The sequence below is a fragment of the Pseudomonas sp. ADAK13 genome (assembly GCF_012935715.1).
Taxonomy (GTDB): Bacteria; Pseudomonadota; Gammaproteobacteria; order Pseudomonadales; family Pseudomonadaceae; genus Aquipseudomonas.
Genome location: NZ_CP052860.1, coordinates 5,278,222 through 5,296,211, shown reverse-complemented (window position 1 = coordinate 5,296,211; position 17,990 = coordinate 5,278,222). Strand labels below are relative to the sequence as shown.

Annotated in this window: 16 protein-coding genes; 6 read left to right on the top strand and 10 right to left on the bottom strand. The window is 62.6% G+C overall.

The genetic code is table 11. The features are described 5' to 3' along the window. Positions 1-2: 2 nt before the first annotated feature. Genes HKK54_RS24495 through HKK54_RS24475 form a run of 5 tightly spaced genes read left to right on the top strand, consistent with a single transcriptional unit; the run spans position 3 to position 5,883 of the window. A complete protein-coding gene (locus tag HKK54_RS24495; protein ID WP_003218540.1) occupies positions 3-935 on the top strand; it encodes a DUF58 domain-containing protein in 933 nt (310 codons plus the stop codon). Beyond that, a complete protein-coding gene (locus HKK54_RS24490) occupies positions 932-1,426 on the top strand; it encodes a DUF4381 domain-containing protein (RefSeq protein ID WP_010173073.1) in 495 nt (164 codons plus the stop codon). The genes HKK54_RS24495 and HKK54_RS24490 overlap by 4 nt, the downstream gene beginning before the upstream one ends. Beyond that, positions 1,419-2,507, top strand: coding sequence for a vWA domain-containing protein (locus HKK54_RS24485; protein WP_010173076.1), 1,089 nt, complete (start codon positions 1,419-1,421; stop codon positions 2,505-2,507). The genes HKK54_RS24490 and HKK54_RS24485 overlap by 8 nt, the downstream gene beginning before the upstream one ends. Next, positions 2,504-4,246: a tetratricopeptide repeat protein gene (locus HKK54_RS24480; RefSeq protein WP_010173078.1), complete on the top strand. Its 1,743-nt coding sequence runs from the start codon at positions 2,504-2,506 to the stop codon at positions 4,244-4,246. Before HKK54_RS24485 ends, HKK54_RS24480 begins: the two co-directional genes overlap by 4 nt. After that, entirely contained in the window at positions 4,243-5,883 is a 1,641-nt protein-coding gene (locus tag HKK54_RS24475; RefSeq protein WP_010173080.1) for a BatD family protein, read from the top strand. The genes HKK54_RS24480 and HKK54_RS24475 overlap by 4 nt, the downstream gene beginning before the upstream one ends. 172 nt (positions 5,884-6,055) lie before the next feature. On the opposite strand, the gene HKK54_RS24470 is transcribed toward HKK54_RS24475, so the two are convergent. From HKK54_RS24470 to HKK54_RS24445, 6 genes are read right to left on the bottom strand one after another with little or no spacing between them, the layout of a single operon-like run. Beyond that, a complete protein-coding gene (locus HKK54_RS24470) occupies positions 6,056-7,798 on the bottom strand; it encodes an ABC transporter substrate-binding protein (protein ID WP_003218534.1) in 1,743 nt (580 codons plus the stop codon). 35 nt (positions 7,799-7,833) lie between these two features. Then, positions 7,834-8,106: a DUF2160 domain-containing protein gene (locus tag HKK54_RS24465; protein WP_010173082.1), complete on the bottom strand. Its 273-nt coding sequence runs from the start codon at positions 8,104-8,106 to the stop codon at positions 7,834-7,836. Between the two features lie 10 nt (positions 8,107-8,116). Further along, positions 8,117-8,917 carry a carbohydrate ABC transporter permease gene (locus HKK54_RS24460; protein ID WP_169388112.1) on the bottom strand — a complete coding sequence of 267 codons (801 nt, stop codon included), beginning with the start codon at positions 8,915-8,917 and terminating at the stop codon, positions 8,117-8,119. Positions 8,918-8,927: 10 nt separating this feature from the next. Then, positions 8,928-9,794 carry a carbohydrate ABC transporter permease gene (locus HKK54_RS24455; RefSeq protein ID WP_010173085.1) on the bottom strand — a complete coding sequence of 289 codons (867 nt, stop codon included), beginning with the start codon at positions 9,792-9,794 and terminating at the stop codon, positions 8,928-8,930. Then, entirely contained in the window at positions 9,791-10,888 is a 1,098-nt protein-coding gene (locus tag HKK54_RS24450) for an ABC transporter ATP-binding protein (RefSeq protein ID WP_169388111.1), read from the bottom strand. Before HKK54_RS24450 ends, HKK54_RS24455 begins: the two co-directional genes overlap by 4 nt. Further along, positions 10,888-11,982 (bottom strand): ABC transporter ATP-binding protein, encoded by a 1,095-nt coding sequence (locus HKK54_RS24445; RefSeq protein WP_010173089.1) that lies wholly within the window; start codon positions 11,980-11,982, stop codon positions 10,888-10,890. Before HKK54_RS24445 ends, HKK54_RS24450 begins: the two co-directional genes overlap by 1 nt. 236 nt (positions 11,983-12,218) lie before the next feature. On the opposite strand from HKK54_RS24445, the gene HKK54_RS24440 reads away from it, so the two are divergent. Next, a complete protein-coding gene (locus tag HKK54_RS24440) occupies positions 12,219-14,063 on the top strand; it encodes a sigma-54-dependent Fis family transcriptional regulator (protein ID WP_169388110.1) in 1,845 nt (614 codons plus the stop codon). Positions 14,064-14,185: 122 nt separating this feature from the next. Here the strand turns inward: HKK54_RS24440 and HKK54_RS24435 are convergent, their stop codons facing one another. From HKK54_RS24435 to HKK54_RS24420, 4 genes are all read right to left on the bottom strand, one after another. Continuing rightward, positions 14,186-15,718, bottom strand: a complete 1,533-nt coding sequence (locus HKK54_RS24435; protein WP_010173093.1) for a sodium:solute symporter family protein — start codon at positions 15,716-15,718, stop codon at positions 14,186-14,188. Next, positions 15,715-15,969, bottom strand: a complete 255-nt coding sequence (locus HKK54_RS24430; protein WP_010173095.1) for a hypothetical protein — start codon at positions 15,967-15,969, stop codon at positions 15,715-15,717. Before HKK54_RS24430 ends, HKK54_RS24435 begins: the two co-directional genes overlap by 4 nt. 132 nt (positions 15,970-16,101) lie before the next feature. Further along, a complete protein-coding gene (locus HKK54_RS24425; protein WP_010173097.1) occupies positions 16,102-17,037 on the bottom strand; it encodes a choline kinase family protein in 936 nt (311 codons plus the stop codon). After that, positions 17,034-17,990 (bottom strand): aminoglycoside phosphotransferase family protein, encoded by a 957-nt coding sequence (locus HKK54_RS24420; protein WP_169388109.1) that lies wholly within the window; start codon positions 17,988-17,990, stop codon positions 17,034-17,036. The genes HKK54_RS24425 and HKK54_RS24420 overlap by 4 nt, the downstream gene beginning before the upstream one ends.

The following is a 17,990-nucleotide window of genomic DNA, read 5'->3' as shown; positions in this document are numbered from 1 at the left end:
CCATGAACGCTGGCGATGGAACCCGTGTCACCCTGAGCGAATTGATCGAGATGCGCCATCGCGTGCGGGAAGTGCAGCTGTTTTCCACGCCAAGCCAGCGCAGCCCGCTGATCGGCCTGCACCACTCGAAACTGCGCGGGCGCGGGGTCGACTTCGACCAGGTGCGGGTTTACCAGGCCGGCGACGACGTACGCACCATCGACTGGCGCGTCACCGCACGCACCCAGGAACCCCATACCAAGCTGTTCCATGAAGAGCGCGAACGGCCGATCTTCATCATGGTGGAACAAAGCTGCCGGCTGTTTTTCGGCTCGGGCCAGATGTTCAAGTCGGTGCTGGCAGCCCAGGCGGCGAGCCTGATCGGTTGGGCAGCACTGGGTCACAACGACCGCGTCGGCGGCCTGGTGTTCGGCGACAGCGAGCACTACGAAATCAAACCCCGGCGCAGCAAACAAAGCCTGCTGCAATTGCTCAACCGTCTGGTGCGGGTCAACCAGAGCCTCAACACCGAGCGTCGCCCGGAAGCCGACGCCCTCGGCATGGCCTTGCGCCGGGCCCGGGAAGTCCTGCGCCCGGGCAGCCTGGTGATTGTGATCTGCGACGAACGCGCCCTGACCGAAGGCGCCGAGCAACAGCTGAGCCTGCTGTCGCGGCATTGCGACCTGCTGCTGTTGCCGGTCTCCGACCCGCTGGACCACGCCCTGCCCGCCGCCGGGCTGCTGCGCTTCGCCGAGCGCGGCGCACAGCTGGAACTGGACACCCTCAATTTTGACCTGCGCCAGGCCTACAAGGCCCAAGCCGAAGCCCGCAGCGCCCGTTGGGAACTGCTCGCGCAAAAGCTGCGAGTGCTGTTGATGCCCTTGAGCACCCAGGGTGAAATGGTCGAGCAACTGCGCGAATACCTGAACCCGCAACGCCCGGTTAAAAAGCAATGAGCAGCCTCGACCAACTGCAACCCTTGATCGCCCCGCCGGTGATCGGCTTCTGGCCGCCGGCGCCGGGCTGGTGGCTGTTGCTGCTGATCCTCCCGCTGGCAGGCTGGGGCTTGTGGTCGCTGCGGCGTTTCCTGCCGGCCAAGCGCCCGCTGGCCCGTGCCGAACAACCCCTGGACCCGTTGCGCATCGCCGCCCTCGCCGAGCTGGCCCTGATGCCCAAACCCTACGACGGCGCGCCGGCCGGTGCCTGGCTGCAACAACTCAACGGCCTGCTCAAACGCTTGTGCCGCAACGACTACCCCTACAGCCAGAGCCACACCCTCAACGGCCGTAAATGGCTGGCGTTCCTCGACAACCGCTGCCCCGCCGCCGGCCTGACCCGCTGGATGGTGCTGGTGGAAGGCGCCTACAAGCCCGAATGCAAACTCGACGACAAGGCCATCGCCGGTCTGACCCAGGCCGTCGACACCTGGATTCGCAAACATGTTTGAGTTCGCCTGGCCGTGGATCTTCGCCCTGTTGCCATTGCCGTGGTTGCTGCGGCTCATCTTGCCAGTGGCCGACAGCGGCGAGCCGGCACTGAAAGTCAGTTTCCTCAGCGATCTCGAAGGCCTGGCCCGCCGCCGCGCGCGAGTCAACCTGCCGGGCTGGCGCCAGCAAGCGCCGTTCGTGTTCCTGTGGTTGTTGCTGCTTACCGCTGCCGCCCGCCCGGAATGGCTCGGCGAGCCGCTGCCCATTGCTGCCAGTGGCCGCGATTTGCTGGTGGCGGTGGACGTCTCCGGCTCGATGGACTTCCCCGACATGCAGTGGCAGGACGAGGACGTCAGCCGCCTGAGCCTGGTCAAGCACCTGCTGGGGGACTTCCTGGAAAGCCGCGAAGGTGATCGCGTAGGCCTGATCCTGTTCGGCAGCCAGGCGTATCTGCAAGCGCCGCTGACCTTTGACCGGCGCACTGTGCGCACCTGGCTCGATGAGGCAAAAATCGGCATTGCCGGGAAGAACACCGCGATTGGCGACGCCATCGGCCTGGCGCTCAAGCGCCTGCGTCAGCGCCCTGCGCAAAGCCGGGTGCTGATCCTGGTCACCGACGGCGCCAACAATGCCGGCGAAATCGACCCGCTGACCGCCGCCCGCCTGGCCGCCGAAGAAGGCGTGAAAATCTACCCGATCGGCATCGGTGCCGACCCCGAGCAAACCGGCTCCCTGGGCATACTCGGGGTCAACCCGAGCCTGGACCTCGACGAACCGGCGCTCAAGGCCATCGCCGAGGCCACCGGAGGCCGCTACTTCCGCGCCCGCGACGGCAACGAACTGCTGAAGATCAAGGAAACCCTCGACCAGCTCGAACCCGTGGCCCAGCAACCGACCCAGGCGCGCCCCGCCCAGGCGCTGTACAGCGCGCCGCTGGCGTTGGCACTGATCCTCAGCATGCTGCTGGTGATCCAGGAACGCTGGCCGGATAACGCCTTGCAACGGCTGTTCAACAAACTGTCCAGCAAGGGCCGTTTCCTGCAACCCAACCCGGAATGGCGCGAGCGCCTGAAACGCCTGCGTTTGCGGAGGCGTCGATGATCGCCCTGTGGCCGCACTGGTTCCGTCCCTGGTGGCTGTTGCTGCTGCCGCTGCTCGGCTGGTTGCTGTGGCAGTTGTGGCACCGGCAGAAACGCGCCGGGCGCTGGCAGATGATTCTGCCGCCAGCCTTCCATGCCGCGTTGCTCAGCGGCGGCAGTGGCCGCGAAAGCAAATCGCCGTGGGTGGTGCTCGGGATTGCCTGGCTGCTGGCCGTGCTGGCGTTGCTCGGCCCAAGCTGGGAGCGCGTGGAACAGTCCAGTCAGAAACCCGCCGACCCGCTGGTGGTGCTGCTGGAACTGACCCCGGAAATGCTCGCCACCGACAGCCCGCCCAGCCGCCTCGAACAGGCGCGGCGCAAGCTGTTCGACCTGCTCCAGGCCCGCAGCGATGCGCAGACCGCCATCGTGGTCTACGCCGGCAGCGCCCACACCCTGGTGCCGCTCTCGGACGATCTGGCCACCAGTCATAACCTGCTGGAGGCCCTGCGCCCCTCGATCATGCCCGAGCCCGGCCATCGCGCCGACCTGGCCGTGGAAAAAGCCCTGAGCCTGCTCAAGCATGGCGGCCTCGGCCAGGGCCGACTGCTGCTGATTGGCTCGTCGTTGTCCAAGCAGGAACGCCAGGGCATCCGCCTGCAGTTACAAGGTAGCCAGGCGCCGAGCCTGTCGATCCTCGGCATCGGCAGCCGCGAAGGCACGCCAGTGACCCAGGAGAGCGGCGAATTCCTCAAGGACGCCCAGGGCGCGATCCTCGTGCCGCGCCTCGACAGTCCGACCCTCAAGGCTTTCGCCAGCGAAATGGGCGGCCGTTACCGCCAGGCCCGCCTGGACGACAAGGACCTGCGCCACCTCGGCCTGCTGGACGGCCCGCAAAGCCTGCGCAATGACGGCCAACTGCTGCACCTCGACACCTGGGCCGACCAGGGTTATTGGCTGCTCTTGCCGCTGTTGCTGCTGGCCGCCTGCGCTGGGCGCCGCGGCTGGCTGTTCTTCTTGCCGTTACTGCTGTTGGGCGCGCCGCAGCCCAGCTATGCCTTTGACTTCCAGGACCTGTGGCTGCGCCCGGACCAACAAGGCCAATTGCTGCTGAAGAAAAAACGCCCGGCCGAGGCTGCCGAACATTTTGAAGACCCGCAATGGCAAGGCGTCGCGCTGTATGAAGCGGGCAACTACGCCGAAGCGGCCAAGCGTTTTGCCGAAGGCAGCGACGCCTATTCCCACTACAATCGAGGCAACGCCCTGGCCAAAAGCGGCGAGCTGGAAGCGGCGATCGACGCCTACGAGCAAGCCCTGGAAGCGCAGCCCGACTTGCAGCCGGCGCTGAAGAACAAAGCCCTGGTGGAAAGCCTGATGCAGCAGGAACCGGAAAAAACCGAGCCGGCCAAGCCTGCAAAAAACGAGGATGACGAAACCACGCAACCCGGCCAGACTGCGCAACCGGGCGCCAGCAGCCAGACCGCCACCGGTGGCGAGCAGACGTCCCAGGGCCAGGGCCAACCCGGTGCAACCGATACACAAACCGGCGCCACGCCCCACGCCGGCAGCAACGAGGTGCCCGGCAGCGAGTTGGGTGACGAGCAAACCACCACGCCGCCCCTGCGCCCCGCAAACGGCACGATCGAAGGCGAACAGCGCCAGGCCCTGGAACAATGGCTGCGGCAGATCCCGGACAACCCCGGCGAGCTGCTGCGACGCAAATTCTGGTACGAACAGCAACAACATCAGGACAAGACTCGATGAACCGCTGCACCGCCCTTCTTCTCACCCTCGCGTTGTGGGCCAGCCAGGCCCAGGCCGCCGGCCTGGTGGCCAGTGTCGACCGCAGCCGCATCAATTCCGGGGAGACGGTGGAACTGACGGTGGAGTCCAACGACGTCACGCTGTTCGGCAAACCGGACCTGGCGCCACTGGACCCGCTATTTGAAGTAAGCGGCACCCGCCAGATCAACCAGCTCACCACGCTGGCAGGCGACAACCACGCCACCACCCGCTGGATCATCACCCTGCTGCCCAAGGAGACCGGCACCGTAGTGATTCCGCCGTTGCAGATCGGCGAACTCAAGACCCAACCGATCACCCTGCAAGTGGTGGAAACCGTCAGCCAGAACACCGAGACCCAGTTGGCGCCGGTATTTATCGAAACCAACCTCGACCAGGACAGCGTCTACGTCCAGGCCCAGGCGCTGCTGACCGTGCGCGTCTACCACTCGGTGTCCCTGTACGACGACAGCAGCCTGACGCCATTGCAGATCGCCGATACGCGCATCGAGCAACTCGGTGAATCACGCACCTACGAAAAAGTCATCAACGGCATCCGCCATGGTGTGATCGAAACGCGGTATGCGATTTACCCGCAGCACAGCGGCAGCTTGACGATCCCGGCGCAGATTTTCAGCGCCACCCTGGTGGAGCCTCGGCCCGCCCAGGACAATAACCCCCAAGGCTCCAAACCCGGCAAGCTGATCCACGTCAGTTCGCCGGAGCTGTCGCTGGCCGTCAAGGCCAAGCCGGCTGTATACCCGGCAGACGCCCCTTGGCTACCGGCGCGCAGCCTGACCCTGACTGAAAGCTGGAACCCCGAGCCGGACCACGTGCAGGTCGGCGACTCCCTGACCCGCAGCCTGACCCTGAAAGCCGAAGGCCTGGCCGCCGCACAACTGCCGCCCCTGGCGCTGAGCGACATCCCTGGCCTGCGCCGCTACCCGGACCAACCGGTGCTGAGCAACCAGAACAACGACCGCGGCCTGATCGGCAGCCGTGAAGACCGCGAAGCCCTGGTGCCCAACCGCGTTGGCGCACTCGAACTGCCACCGGTGGAAGTGGTGTGGTGGAACACCCACGAAGACCACCTGGAACGCACCAGCCTGCCGGCCCGCACCCTGCAAGTGGCGACCAACCCGAGCCTGATCGTGGACACGCCGGCCAGCCCGACCGTGATCACCGCACCGGACAACGACAGCCTGTGGATCTGGCAACTGACCAGCCTGATCCTGGCCTGCACCACCCTGCTGGGCTTCGGCTTGTGGTGGCGTGCGCGCTGGCAGCCGGCGATCCTGCGTGCCGCGCAAACCGGCCCGAGCCCGCGTACGTTACTGGACGACCTCAAGCGCGCGAGCCAGGCCAACGACCCACAGGCCACACGCCAGGCGCTGGATGCCTGGGCACGGCAACAGCCGGAGACGCTGGCCGATATGGCCGCGCGGTTTGTGCCGCTGTCGGATGCGTTGGATGGGTTGAACGGCGCGCTGTACAGCGAGAGTGGGCAGTATTGGCAGGGAGAGGAATTGTGGCGAGCGGTGAAGGCGATTCCGATGGCGGAGCGCGAGCAGGACCCTGCGGGGGACAGCACCAGCTTGCCGCCGTTGTATCCCAAGTAGCCCCCCTCTCAGAAACACCACGAAGCAAATGTGGGAACCGGGCTTATGTGGGAGCTGGCTTGCCTGCGATGGCATCACCGCGGTCTGACTGACAGACCGAGGTGCCTGCATCGCGGGCAAGCCCGGCTCCCACACAAACCTGGCTCCCACATTTTGATCTGCTGCGTCTGGATTACTTGCGCGCCGCCTCCCACGACTTCAGCAGCTCGTTATAGCTGACCGTCTCGCCCTGCGGTTTCTCATTCGCCAGCTTCGGCTTCGGTGCACCCGGCTGGTCAAACCAGTACTGCGCATCCCTTTCCTCGTTCATCTTCGGCCCGCAAATCGGCTGCACCTTGGAGCGCTCCAGGCGCGTCATGATCGCGTCCTGGTCCTTGGCCAAGCCATCCAGTGCCTGTTGCGGTGTTTTTTCGCCGCTGGCCGCTTCCGAAATGTGGCTCCACCACAACTGCGCCAACCGTGGATAGTCCGGCACGTTGGTGCCGGTCGGGGTCCATTCCACCCGGGCCGGGCTGCGGTAGAACTCCACCAGGCCACCGAGTTTCGGCGCCAGGTCGGTCATGGCCTGGGAGTTGATGTCGGACTCACGAATCGGCGTCAGGCCCACGATGGTTTTCTTCAGCGACACGGTTTTCGAGGTCACGAACTGCGCGTACAGCCAGGCCGCGAGTTTCTGCTTCTCGGGCGTCGACTTGAGGAAGGTCCAGGAGCCCACGTCCTGATAGCCCTTCTTCATGCCCTTTTCCCAATACGGCCCGACCGGCGATGGGGCCATGCGCCATTTCGGCGTGCCGTCGGCGTTCACCACCGGCAGGCCCGGCTTGGTCATGTCGGCGGTAAACGCGGTGTACCAGAAGATCTGCTGGGCGATGTTGCCCTGGGACGGCACCGGGCCGGATTCGGAGAAGGTCATGCCCGCCGCTTCCGGTGGCGCGTAGGCTTTCATCCAGTCCACGTATTTCTGCGTGGCATACACCGCCGCCGGGCCGTTGGTGTCGCCACCACGGGTCACACTGGAGCCCACCGGGTGGCAGTCCTCCACGCGAATGCCCCACTCGTCCACCGGCAGCCCGTTGGGCAGGCCCTTGTCGCCGCCACCGGCCATGGAGAACCAGGCATCGGTGAAACGCCAGCCCAGGGAGGGGTCTTTCTTGCCGTAGTCCATGTGCCCGTAGACGCGTTTGCCATCGATTTCCTTGACGTCTTCGCTGAAGAATTTGGCGATGTCCTCGTAGGCTGACCAGTTCACCGGCACGCCCAGTTCATAACCGTACTTCTCTTTGAACTTGGCTTTCAGGTCCGCCCGTTCGAACCAGTCGGCGCGGAACCAGTACAGGTTGGCGAACTGCTGGTCGGGCAACTGGTAGATCTTGCCGTCCGGCGCGGTGGTGAACGAGATCCCGATGAAGTCCTTGATGTCCAGGGTGGGCGACGTGAAGTTCTTGCCTTCGTTGGCCATCAGGTCGGTGATGGATTCGGTCTTGCCATAGCGAAAGTGCGTACCGATCAAGTCGGAATCGTTGACCCAGCCGTCATAGATATTCTTGTCGGACTGCATCTGGGTTTGCAGTTTTTCCACCACGTCGCCTTCCTGCAGCAAGTCGTGAGTCAGCTTGATCCCAGTGATTTCGCTGAAGGCCTTGGCCAGCACCTTGGACTCATACTCGTGGGTGGTGAGGGTTTCCGACACCACGTTGATCTTCATCCCGCGAAACGGCTCCGCGGCCTTGATAAACCACTTCAGCTCTTCGAGCTGTTGGGCTTCGGTAAGGGTCGACGGTTTGAACTCACTGCCGATCCATTTTTTCGCAGCGTCTTCATAGGCATCCGCCCAGGCCGCAGCACTGAGCCCGCTGAGCGCCAGCACGGCCGCCAATGAAATGCTATGTCGCAGCTTATTGTTTTTATCGAACATAGAGACCTCCTGGTTTTGGGGTTCAAAAGGGGCAACTAGCCCCAGCGCATCACAGACAACAGCCACACCAGAGACAGCGCGGACGCCACCCAGATGCTCCAGCCGGTTACGCCGATCACCAACAAATGCAGGTAGGCGCTGCCGAGAAGACCGATAAACAAGCGATCACCACGGGTGGTGCTGATCGGTAACAAGCCGCGCCGGGGGATACTCGGCGAACGCAATTCCCAGGTCGTCATGCCGACCAGCAGCAGGCCGATCGCGGCGAAGAACAGTGCAGTCGGGGTGGTCCAGGCCATCCATTCCATCATCGACTCCTCAGACCCGGCCCAGGGCAAAGCCCTTGGCCACGTGGTTGCGAACAAACCAGATCACCAGCATGCCCGGCAGGATCGTCAACACCCCCGCCGCCGCCAGCACGCCCCAGTCGATACCGGACGCCGACACCGTGCGGGTCATCACGGCGGCGATGGGCTTGGCGTTAACCGACGTCAGCGTGCGTGCCAGCAGGAGTTCGACCCAGGAAAACATGAAGCAGAAAAACGCCGTGACGCCGATCCCCGAGCCAATCAGCGGGATGAAAATCTTCACGAAAAACTTGGGGAAGCCGTACCCGTCGATGTAGGCGGTTTCGTCGATTTCCTTGGGCACACCCGACATGAAGCCTTCGAGAATCCACACCGCCAGCGGCACGTTGAACAGGCAGTGGGCCAGGGCCACCGCGATATGCGTATCGAACAGGCCAATGGAGGAATACAGCTGGAAAAACGGCAGCAAAAACACCGCCGGCGGCGCCATGCGGTTGGTCAGCAGCCAGAAGAACAGGTGCTTGTCGCCGAGGAAACGGTAGCGCGAGAACGCATAGGCCGCAGGCAGCGCCACACTCAGGGAAATCACCGTATTGAGGCTGACGTAGTACAGCGAGTTGAGGTAGCCGGTGTACCAGCTCGGGTCGGTGAAAATCACCTTATAGTTGGCGAAGGTAAAGTCCTGCGGAAACAGGGTCAGGCCACCGAGGATTTCGGTGTTGCTCTTGAACGACATGTTCAGCAGCCAGTAGATCGGTACCAGCAGGAACAGGATGTAGACCAGCAGCGGGATAACCTTGCGCTTGCTCATGTTGGCGGCCTCAGCGGTTGGCGTCGGAGTGGGTCATGGCGGTGTAGAACAGCCAGGACACCAACAGGATGATCAGGAAGTACACCAGGGAAAATGCCGCCGCCGGGCCCAGGTCGAATTGGCCTACGGCCATTTGAGTAAGGGTCTGACTGAGGAAGGTGGTGGCATTCCCCGGCCCGCCCCCCGTCAGTACAAACGGCTCGGTGTAGATCATGAAACTGTCCATGAACCGCAGCATCACCGCGATCAACAGCACGCTCTTCAGCTTCGGCAGCTGGATATGTCGGAATACCGCCCAGCTGGAAGCCCGATCAATCCGCGCCGCCTGGTAGTACACATCCGGGATCGCCCGCAGCCCCGAGAAACACAGCAGTGCCACCAGGGACGTCCAGTGCCAGACGTCCATCACCAGCACGGTGACCCAGGCGTCCATGGTGTTGGCCGCATAGTTGTAGCTGATGCCCATCGCGTTGAGCGTTGAACCCAGCAGGCCGATGTCGGCGCGGCCAAAAATCTGCCAGATGGTGCCCACCACGTTCCACGGAATCAGCAGCGGAATCGCCATCACGATCAACACCAGCGAGGACCAGCGGCCCTTGGTGGGCATGGTCAGGGCGATGGCGATACCCAGGGGAATTTCGATCAGCAGCACGCACGCTGAATAGATGAACTGGCGCAACAGCGAGTCGTGCAGGCGCGGGTCCAGCAGCACCTGTTTGTACCAGTCGGCGCCGACAAAATAGCGGCTGGACTGATCGAAGATGTCCTGCACCGAATAGTTGACCACGGTCATCATCGGGATCACCGCACTAAAGGCCACCAGCAGGAACACCGGCAACACCAGCCACCACGCCTTGTTGTTCTGCACCTTGTTCATGGCTGTGCCTCCAGCAGGTAGTCGTCGGCATACACCATCAGCCATTGCCCCGGAAAACTGATGGACGCGTGCCCCTCGGGCACCGGTTTGTCTTCGGCCAGGCGCACCTTCAACAGGGCGCCGTCGAGGTTGAGGGTCATGATCTTGTAGGTGCCGAGGTCTTCCACATGAGTGACTTGGGCCTGTAGCGCGTCAGGATTGTGCTCATCCCACACATGGATAAATTCCGGGCGGATACCCACCTGCAGTTTCTTGTAGGGCGTTTCGCCAATTCGCTGCTGCAACGCCTCGGGCAACGCCAGATGCGTGCCGGCAAAACGCACACCGCCCGCCTCGGCCTGCACTTCAATCAGATTCATCCCCGGGCTGCCGATGAAATAGCCGACAAAGGTATGGCTAGGCCGCTCAAACAGTTCCCGTGGCGTGCCGAACTGCACGATCTGCCCGCCGTACATCACCGCGATCTTGTCGGCGAAGGTCGAGGCCTCCAGTTGATCGTGGGTGACGTAGACCATGGTGATGTTGAACTGCTCGTGGATCTGCTTGAGCTTGCGCCGCAGCTTCCACTTCAGGTGCGGGTCGATCACCGTCAGCGGTTCGTCGAACAGGATCGCCGACACGTCATCACGCACCAGCCCGCGGCCCATGGAGACTTTCTGTTTTTCGTCGGCGGTGAGGTTGCGGGCTTTTTTGTCCAGCAGGTTTTGCAGGTCGAGCACCTCGGCAATTTCCTGCACTTTGCTGTGAATCTTCGCCTCGGCCATGCCCTGGTTTCGCAGCGGAAAGGCCAGGTTATCGAACACCGTCATGGTGTCGTACACCACCGGGAACTGGAACACCTGGGCGATGTTGCGTTTTTCCGGGGTCAGCTCGTTGACCACCTTGGTGTCGAACAGCACCTGGCCTTCGGACGGGCTGAGCAGGCCGGAGATGATATTCAGCAACGTGGACTTGCCGCAGCCCGAGGGGCCAAGCAACGCGTAGGCGCCGCCCTGCTCCCAGACGTGGTTCATTTCGCGAATCGCGTAGTCCTCGGGGCCAGCGGGCTTTGCGCTGTAGCTGTGGGCCAGGTTCTGCAAATGGATCTCGGCCATCAGGCAACCCTCGCGACACGTCGGCCCGGTGCCTGGACCAGACGTCCCTGGCCATCGAACACAAACAATTTGTGGGTAGGGATATAGATGCGGATCGGCGCATCGACGTCGTACTCATGCACGCCGGGCAAATGCAGCACCAGCAGGAAATGCTCGCTGCGCACGTGCAGGAAGGTTTCCGAGCCGCTGATTTCGGCGACTTCCACGGTCACCGCCAGCTCCAGGTCGTCATCGTTGCTGGGCACCAGGCTGATATGGCTGGGCCGCACGCCAAAGCGGAACTCGCCTTCGCCGATAGGCCGCAGGTCGACGTTCAGCGGGAAGTGCACAAAGTTGGCAAAGCTCACTTCATTGCCGCTGATACGTCCGGGCATCAGGTTGATCGGCGGCTCGGAAAACAGCTCGGCCGCCAGAACGGTTTGCGGCTGGTGATAGACCTCGGCGGCCTTGCCGCTCTGGATCACCCGGCCCTCATGGAGAATGGTGGTGGTGCCGCCCAGGGCCAGGGCTTCGTTAGGTTCGGTGGTGGCGTAGATGGCGATGGTGTGGCGGGCCTTGAACAGCTCGCGCATTTCCTGACGCAGTTCTTCGCGCAGTTTGTAGTCCAGGTTCACCAGGGGCTCGTCGAACAGGATCAGCTCGGCGTCCTTGACCAGCGCCCGGGCCATGGCGGTGCGCTGTTGCTGGCCGCCGGAAAGTTCCAGCGGGTGACGCTGGAGGAATTTCTCGATGCGCAGCATTTTCGCGGTTTCGAGGACCTTGCTCTGGATCTGCTCGGCCGACACACCGGCCTGGCGCAGCGGCGAGGCGATGTTCTCGAACACGGTCATGGTCGGGTAATTGATGAACTGCTGATAGACCATCGACACGTTGCGCAAACGCACCGGCTTGTGGGTGACGTCGACGCCGTTCATCAGGATGCGCCCGCTGTCGGGCTTGTCCAGGCCGGCCATCAGGCGCATCAGGCTGGTCTTGCCGGACAGCGTGCGGCCCAGCAATACATTGAAGGAACCGGCTTCGAAACGCAGGTTGGCGTCGTCGATCCAGGTCTGGCCTTCAACAACGCGAGTGACGTGCTCCAGGGTCAATGACATGACACGACCTTTTTATTATTGGAATGGTACTGGCAAGCACACAGAGCGAGTTCCGTGCCAAAAACCCAAAACCCAGGCCGGTCAACGGGTTAGGCAAAACGGCCGTTCACCTCTGAACAGAAATGAACAGACCGGCCTGAACAACTGAACACGTGGCGGGTTGACAATGAACAGTTCTGAACAACACTGAATGAGCCTTTCGAACCCAGAACAACAATAAAACAAGGGTCACCGCCATGAGCACACCGCTGGCGCACGATGCCATCATCCAGGACTCCTGGCGCCGCTGCCGCGCCTATGGCCTGGATCACCAGAGCACGCCGAGTTTCGATCAACTGCCTGCAGACGGCGTGCGCCAATTGCTGGAGAGCCAGCATTCCCTCGTGCAAACCACCCACCAGGAAGTGCTGCCCTACTACGAAAACATCCTGAGCAATTCCAATTGCCTGATCATGCTCGCCGACAACCAGGGCCAGGTGCTGACCTCGTGGGGCACCCAGCGTTTTATCGAACCCACATTGGCCCGTGGCTTCAGCGCCGGCGCCAGCTGGATGGAGCGCGCAAGCGGCACCAACGCCATCGGCACCGCCCTGGCCTGTGCCCAGGCGGTGCACATCGAGCACGACGAGCACTTCCTCAAGGCCAACCGTTTCATGACCGGCTCGGCGGCGCCGATCTTCGATGCCCAGCGGGAAATCATCGCGGTGCTGGATGTGTCCAGCGACAGCTACCTGCCGCCCTCACACACCCTCGGCATGGTCAAGATGATGAGCCAGACGGTAGAGAACCGGCTGATCCTCAACCTGTTTCGCGGCGAACATTTCCAGCTGACGTTCAACACCGGGTTGAACAACCTTGATAGCCAGTGGGCCGGGTTACTGATTTTTGATGAAAGTGGCCAGGTGCTGTCGGCCAACCGCCGGGCAGACAACCTGCTGGGCATCAGCCTGTCGCGGGTGCTGATCGACAGCCTCTTCAAGGTCTCGCTGCTGGAGTTGCTCAACCAGCCCGAAGGCCTGCCCTTCTCGCTGCAAGCCGCCGGGCGCAACCGTTTCCAATGCCTGTTGAAACGCCCGAAGCAGGCGCCGGTGCAGGCTCGCGTGTTTGTCGAGACAAAGAAACCCAGCGAGCCTGCGCCCTCGGCCATCAGCCTCAAGACCCTGCACTTTGGCGACGCCCGGGTGGAAAAGGCGGTACGCCAGGCCGAGCGCTTGCTGGAAAAGGACATCCCATTGCTGATCCACGGTGAAACCGGCGTGGGCAAGGAAGTCTTCGTCAAAGCCCTGCACCAGGCCAGCTCCCGCAGCCAACAGGCGTTTATCGCAGTCAACTGCGCGGCGATCCCCGCCGAACTGGTGGAATCGGAACTGTTCGGCTACGAAAAAGGCGCGTTTACCGGCGCCAACCAGAAAGGCAGCATCGGCCTGATCCGCAAGGCAGACAAAGGCACTTTATTCCTCGACGAGATCGGCGACATGCCGCTGCCGACCCAGGCCCGGCTGCTGCGGGTGTTGCAGGAACGCTGTGTGCAGCCTGTGGGCAGCAGCGAGTTGTTCCCGGTGGATTTGCGGATCATCTCCGCCACCAACCGCTCGCTGCGGGAACAGGTGCAGCTCGGACGTTTTCGCGAAGACCTGTATTACCGCATCGGTGGCCTGACCCTGGAACTGCCGCCGCTGCGGGAGCGCACTGATAAACAGGCACTGTTCAAGCAACTGTGGCAACAGCATCGCGAGCCGACCCAGTGGGCCGGGTTGAGTAACGAAGTGCTGGCGCTGTTTGAGCAGCACCCATGGCCGGGGAATTTGCGCCAGGTGAGTAGCGTGTTGCAGGTGGCGCTGGCGATGGCGGAAGAGCAGCCAATCCGGGCGGAGCATTTGCCGGATGATTTTTTTGTGGATTTGAATGGGGTGGTGCCGGAGCCAAGCGCTGAACGGTTGGATGACGGCATGGACCTGGCCCAACGCCTGAAAGCAGCGGGCGGCAATATCTCGCACCTGGCGCGGGAGTTGGGGGTTAGCCGTAATACGCTGTACAAGCGCCTTAAGCAAAACGGGGATTCTGGTCAGGGACACGGTTAAACCTGTGGGAGCTGGCTTGCCTGCGATGGCGGAGTGTCAGTCAACATCTCTGTCACTGATACACCGCTATCGCAGGCAAGCCAGCTCCCACACTTGAACTACGTCGGGTTTGGAGTTTGGGCTCAGTTCAGAACCGGCGTTGCCCCCATTGGCACTTTGCGACCGGGTGCTGCCATCTCGAACAGCTGCTCAACCCGGGCACTTTCTTCCGCACTCGGCTTGATCGCCCACGCACACACCACAAAAATCCCCGCATTGACCACCAACCCGACGATCCCGCTGGTCAGCGACCCCAGCCCGGGGATGTCATCCGGGTACATCGTCGTCAGCACAATCGCTACCACAATCCCGGCCAGCATCCCGGCAATCGCGCCTTCCTTGTTGCCGCGACGACTGAAGATTCCGAAGAACAGCGGCACCGCCAACTGGATAATCCCCTGGTAGGAAATCTGCGCCAGCAATTGCAGCCGCGCGTAATCAAAGGTCAGGTACGCCAGCACCGAGGCGGCGACGATAAACACCACCATCCCGGACTTGGCCAGCAGCGTCAGTTGGCGATCGGTACGCGGGGTGTTCCAGGTGGCCAGGTCATTGGCGAACTGCGTACCGCAGACCTGCACGCAGCCGTCCACGTGGCCGATGCTCGCCGCCAGCACGATGACGATCGCCAGCGCCAGCATCCACGGCCCGCCGATGTCGAACAGCGACAGGAACCAGCCTTGTTGCGGGTGCGCAATGACGTTCGGGTCCTGGCTGATAGCGGCGGCAAACAGCATCAGGATGCCGTAGAAACCACCCACCAACAGGATCGTGTACAGCGTGCCTTTCTTCACTGCCTTGACGCCGCTGGCGGTGTAGATGCGCTGAAAACTCATGGGCCAGCACATCGAGCCGATCACCCCGGTAAAAATCAGGCTGAACATGTACAGCGGGCCGTAACCGGTGCCGCTGGCGCCAGGGATCAGCAGCATCTTGGCCGGCAAGTGCGACAGGTTGGAGAACGACGCCTGGTCGCCAAACAACAGGAACACACACAGCGCCGCACACAACACGTAGGCAATCAGGCCCTGGAACATGTCAGTCATGATCAGCCCGCGCATGCCCATGCTCACGGTCCAGTACTGGCGCACCAGCACCACCACTACGCCGGCGATCAGGCAGGTGGTGACGCCCCAGCGGCCAAAACTGGCGAACTGGAACAGCATCGCCAAGGCCTGGATGCCCATCACCACCCACGGGAATACCGAGATGATGCCGATGATCGAGGCCACGCGCTTGACCACCGGGCTGTTGAAGCGCATGCCGAGCAAGTCTGGCTGGGTGCGCAGGTTGAAGCGCTGGCCCCAGGTCCAGGCGCGGCGCGCCATCAGGTACATCGCTGTCACGCCCAGGGTGGCGTAGACCATGCCGTAGAAGCCCAGGGCGCCGCCGATGGTCAGGGCAAAAAACGCGGTAAAGGTCGAGCCCGGCCACCACGAGTTGGTGTAACACATGGCGATGTACCACGGCCCGTAGGAACGCCCGCCTACGGCGTAATCGGAAAAGCTCGTGCTCTCGCGGTTGGTGGCGTACAGCACGGCAATCATCCCGGCCAGGAACAGGCCGATCACGCCGAAGGTGATAAAGAGGTTGGCATCGCTGGTGGTGCTGATCATGGCGCATCCCCCTCTTCGGGAATTTCACCGGCTTTCAGCTCGGCGACATACAGCGCCCACAGGCCCAGGCCGGCGAGAACCGCGATGGCGATCCAGTAGAAGATCGGCAACGGAATGCCCAGTACCAATGCGGTACTGCCGCTCACGCTCAAATAGAACGGCGGGAATAAAGCGAGCATCAGCAACAGGAAAAAGTACACGCCGAAGAGTTGGCTCTTCAGGCGTCCGGGTGGTGCGGTATCGGATTTCATGAGTCGGGTGCTCCTTGAATTTCTGGATCGGTTTGTTATGTGATCAAACAAAAAATCAAGCAGTGAAACGTCAGCGCAAACCAGCGCCAAAGGCGGAACCTGAGGTGTCGTCGTTATTGTTATGGCGCAGGCTCAAGCCTGTCTTAGCCAGGTTTCCCATTGCGAATCGTTGATGATGCTGCGGGCGCGCATGTGCTTCCACGTGCCGTATTTGTAGAAGTCGAAATCCAGCTGCGACACCGCGTGCTGCACCATCGCCCAGGTCGACCATTTGATGTCCGCCAGGGCCTTGTGCAACTTGATGCGCGCCAAGTTCTGCGGGGTGACCTGGCCGAAGTAGTCTTCGATCAGGGCCAGCTCCATCTCGTCGGTAAAAAACATCTCGCCGAACCACAGCGCCAGCTCGTAATGCCGGTCGTTGTTGGAGGCGTATTCGAAGTCCACCAGGCGAATCTGCCGACGGTCGTTGAGCATGAAATTACCCGCCAGGGTGTCGTTCATGCACGGTGCCAGGTCGATACCGGAAGCTTGCAGCACACCCCGCGCGCGATCGCATTGGCGGCGCAGCCAGGCGTCATCGGCGGGTTTGCAGCCGTTGAGTTGCTCCACCTGGCGCTGGTGCTCGGCGATCATGTCGAACACGGTTTTGGTCTGCACCAGCGGCGGCTGGTCGTTGAAGGCCTTGAGGGCGTGCAACGCGTTGTGACGCACGTCGCGGTCGAGAAAATCGTGGTTGGACGAGGCGCGCCAGCCTTCCATGAACTCGAAGACTTCCACGCCGAATTCCTCAAGGAAGGCAAACACCGGCGCGCCGTAGCCGGTTTGCGCCGCCTTGAGGCTGGCGTCGTGGGCGGTGCGGCGGTCGATAAACATTTCGGTGCCCACACCGGGCACCTTGAAGAAATACGCCGTATCGATGCCGGCCACTTCCACCCGCCAGTTTGTGTTGGAAATCCCGCCGCTGACCGGCTCATAACGAATTCCGCTGCCGCCCCAACTAGCGACCCCGCGCACCGCCGCTTCCAGCTGACACTCTTGTGGCGTACACGCCTCACCTAACGCTTTCATGCCTGCCCCTCCTGTACCTGACGTAGCCAACTTTCAAACCGTGGGTCTTGCAGGCTCTGGCGGCAGCGCAGCAACGTCCACTGCCCGACTTTGGAGAACTCCAGCGGCCGCGCCGAGGTGGCGCCGACCCACAGGCCCCAAAGGGTCCAGTACCAATCGTTGATCAGGGCGTACAAACGGCAGCGGGCGTAGTCGCTTTCGCGGCATTGGCCGGCCCAGGCAGTGATGCCTTCACGCCAGTCGCTTTCGAAGACATACAGCTCGTTAAGGCTGATGGCCACGTCGTACCAGGGGTCACCGCAGCCACCGTAGTCGAAGTCGATCAGTTGCAAGGCGCCCTCCGGGCCAATCATCACGTTGCTGGCCACACCGTCGCCGTGCAGCGGCACCGACGCGCTGGCGCTCAGTTGCAGGGAAGTCCAGGCCAGGTCAATGCAGGTACTGATCCAGGCGTGGTCGAGGGGCAAGGCCACGCTGTAGCGCACGCACAACTCGCGCAGGTGCTGGATGTCTTGCAGCGGCGAGCGGGTGAAACCCGGGGAAGTGCCGGCGTGCAGTTGTTTCTTCAGTGCCCAGAGCGCCTGCAAGCGCTGGGGCTGCATCAATTCGTCGAGGCGGGCCCAGCGCCATTCACTGGCGGGCAACGCATCCAGCAGCAACACCCCCGCCGCTGCATCCACCAGGCGCACACCCGGCGTCACGTCGCAATCGGCCGCCAGTTGGGTGGCGCGGGCGGTGCGTTCGATGTCGATCAGCGCGCGCATGTCGTCATGCAAGACCTTGGCGTAACACTGGCCCCACGGCGCGGTGACGGTATAACCGGTCCATTCGGTGGCCAGCCGCACCGGCGAGGCAATCCCGGCGGTGCCCTCTTCGACCACCACATGGGCGGACAGGCCGGCGGCCTCAAGGGCGCCCAGCAGCCGCGACTTAGCTTGCAAACGACTCGACAT